This window comes from Nostoc sp. 'Peltigera membranacea cyanobiont' 213 (genome assembly GCF_002245975.1).
GTDB lineage: Bacteria > Cyanobacteriota > Cyanobacteriia > Cyanobacteriales > Nostocaceae > Nostoc.
The window spans coordinates 1-1,218 of the sequence record NZ_NOLI01000368.1; the positions used below are offsets into that span (position 1 = coordinate 1).

The 1,218-nt window shown below is 41.2% G+C and carries 3 protein-coding genes; 1 reads left to right on the forward strand and 2 read right to left on the reverse strand.

Going from position 1 to position 1,218, the window contains the following annotated elements:
• Positions 1–578: 578 nt before the first annotated feature.
• Positions 579–770, reverse strand: coding sequence for a hypothetical protein (locus CDG77_RS34995; protein ID WP_143857182.1), 192 nt, complete (start codon positions 768–770; stop codon positions 579–581).
• Complete coding sequence (locus CDG77_RS37275; RefSeq protein WP_190234169.1) at positions 721–879, reverse strand: hypothetical protein; 159 nt, start codon at positions 877–879, stop codon at positions 721–723. Before CDG77_RS37275 ends, CDG77_RS34995 begins: the two co-directional genes overlap by 50 nt.
• An 80-nt stretch (positions 880–959) precedes the next feature.
• Here CDG77_RS37275 and CDG77_RS37280 point away from each other — a divergent pair, with 80 nt between their 5' ends.
• Positions 960–1,133, forward strand: coding sequence for a hypothetical protein (locus CDG77_RS37280; RefSeq protein ID WP_190234170.1), 174 nt, complete (start codon positions 960–962; stop codon positions 1,131–1,133).
• The last annotated feature ends 85 nt before the right edge of the window (positions 1,134–1,218 follow it).

A 1,218-nucleotide genomic window follows, 5' to 3' on the forward strand; every position in this document is an offset into this window, starting at 1 on the left:
TTGATTTTTACTCAGATATCTACTAAAACAAAAGTTTTGAACCATAACATACGATTTTATGTTAAACAGTTAGCAAGCGTTGCTTTACAAAAATCAGAACCTTGGGCGCAAAAATAAGTTTATTGTTCCGGTTCCGGTTTCAAAAAATGCGATGGCGTACCCGCCCGCCTTTGGCATCGCTTGAAAGCAGAGTGCTTTTGATGTGCGAAAGCTTATGTGGACTGAATAATAAGGTATTCAATCCACCATTGTTGACTTGAGTTAGTAATTAGAGACGATCCAGTTAAACCTTGACTCGTCGGAGTCAGTTTTACTCCTGATCCCGATCAATTTTTTCGATATCATCAGGTGTACCAGTGGCAGAAATTTTTGATGTGCCAGATTTACCTGCACCCGAATTGCCGCCAGAAGCGCTATTCCCCCCTGAGTGTTTAGAATCCGTGTTGCCTTGTTCTTCTTGAAGCTGTTCAAGACGCTACTCACGTTTGCTTGATTGGGTGGGGCGATAAGCCTACGGCATAGCAATTCTTGGAGACGCTGCGCGAACGCTTACCGCAGAGCGAGTAAAAATTCAAATTTTAGTGATGAAGACGAGCTTGACGCTCACGCAATTCACGAGCTTTTTGTTCACGAGCTTGGCGCTCACGCAATTCACGGGCTTTTTGTTCACGAGCTTGGCGCTCACGTAATTCACGAGCCTTTTGCTCACGAACTTGCTGTTCATGCTTCTGGGTGTCGCTTGTGGCAATAACGCACCGCAGATTCAACAAGTTTATCGATTTTGGTGGGTTGAGATTGCCCAAATCCTTTGCCAGACATGATAGTTGGTGTATTGAATATATGGATTTCAGAATAGGTGAATTCTTCTTCAATTGACACAGGATTATCTTCTCAATGAAATATCACTGACATAATAGCTTGCTTAAAGTAATAGTATCTCGCGTAAAGGATTTCGTGAAATGTCTATTAAATTTGGTATTTCTAGTTTAGAACAAACGTTGGGATATGTGACTGAAGCTGCACTTGAAGTATTCAGTCCTAATCATGACAGCTATCCAGCAGTTGGCGTACAACCTTTTTCTGGCGAACCTTGGAAAGAGGGTGAGCATCACGGGAAACACAAACATCATTAATCTGTTAAGGGACTTCCAAAGAATAAATTAATCAACAAAAACCAAGAATCCAATTTTAAACAATAATGATAATCATTTTAAGGGG